This window comes from Acidovorax sp. KPB24-03 (assembly GCF_057546605.1).
Genome location: NZ_BAAJYR010000647.1, coordinates 1 through 1,392, shown reverse-complemented (window position 1 = coordinate 1,392; position 1,392 = coordinate 1). Strand labels below are relative to the sequence as shown.

Below are 1,392 nucleotides of genomic sequence, written 5' to 3'. Positions count from 1 at the left end.
CTGCAGGTGGCCAGCGCGGCGGACGGGCCCCAGGCGCCGGGCCGCCGCCTGGGCGACGTGGAGGCACGCCGGCATCTGCCGGGTGTGGCCCTGCACCGCATCGCCTCGGCGAAGACGGCGCGCGAGCTGGTGCTGACGCTCACCTCCCAGGGTTGGGACGTGGCGGGCGCCGGCGATCTGGCATGGCGCGCGGAAACGATCGAGACCTACCTGCCGCCCGCATTGGTGGCCGCGTTGCAGGCCGAGGCGCCGCAACTGCTGGACACCCTGCGCGAGCGCGGCTGGGCCGACCACGGCGCAGGCCATTGGAATCCGGGCAGGACCGCATCGCCGCACTTGCCCATCGCACCCGAAGCCATTGTCGCGCAGAGCGTGGCGGCGGTGCGCGAGGGGGCCGCCATCGTGCACCTGCACACGCGGGACTGCAGCGGCCAGCACCCGGTGCACGTGCCCGGGGTGGCCGTGCCGGTGCGCCTGGGGCGGCAGGCCAACCACATCGAAGAGGCGCAGTACGCGGCGATCGTGCCTCGGCTGCACCAGGCGGCGCCTGCCGCCATCCTGAACCTGTCCACCAGCGTGCGGGGCGGCGCCGCCGACTTCGAAAGCCCCGTGCGCCGGGTGCATCTGCGGGCCTATGGTGCGCAGCAGCGCGCGCCGGAGATGGGCTCCTTCAGCCCCGGGCCGGTGGTCTTCCAGGCGGGGGGCGGCTATGAAAACCCCCCGGCCTTCCTGGCGGCGCAGATCGCGCACTGCCGGCAATGGGGTGTGCGGCCCGAGGTGGAGGTGTTCAACGGCGCGATCCTGGACGGCGCTCTGGGGCCCTATCAGGCCGGCCTGCGTTCGGTGGGTGGGCCGGTGCTGTTCATGCTGGTGGTGGGGGTGGACCAACACCGGCGCCTGCCCGAGGGCGGGGTGCAGGACGACTCCCTGTTGCCGGTGCAAGAGCGCAAGGACATCCTGCGCCTGCTGGCAGAGGGCTCTGCAGAGGCCTTCGAACAGGCCCTGGCCCAGGCGGTGGCGCGGCTGCGGCCGGTGGTGGCGCGCATCCGCGCGGAGTGCCCTGGCGCCAAGGTGTCCGCCCTCGTGCCCGGCCCGATGATCGTGCTGCTGCCGCGCATGGCTGTGGCCCTGGGCCTCGACGGCGTGCGGGTGGGCCTGGAAGATGCCCTGAACGTGCCGGATCCCGAGGTGGCGGGCGGCTGGCGCCGCGGCACCACGGCGGAGCAGGTGCGCTATGTGCGCGAGCAGTTGCAGGCCCTGGGGGCCACGGTGTTGACGGCCGAGGAAACGCGCGTGGCGCTGGACATGCCCCACCCCGATGTGGCGCTGCTGCAGGCCGCGATCGCCCGGCTGCAGCCGCTGGCCGCGACCGTGCCGCTGGACCGCCCCCGG

At 74.2% G+C, this 1,392-nt stretch carries 1 protein-coding gene; it reads left to right on the top strand.

Annotated elements, in window-relative coordinates; genetic code table 11:
* Positions 1 to 1,392 (top strand): 3-keto-5-aminohexanoate cleavage protein (locus tag AC27KI_RS24820; protein WP_487116445.1); only part of this gene is annotated, 1,392 nt, incomplete at both ends.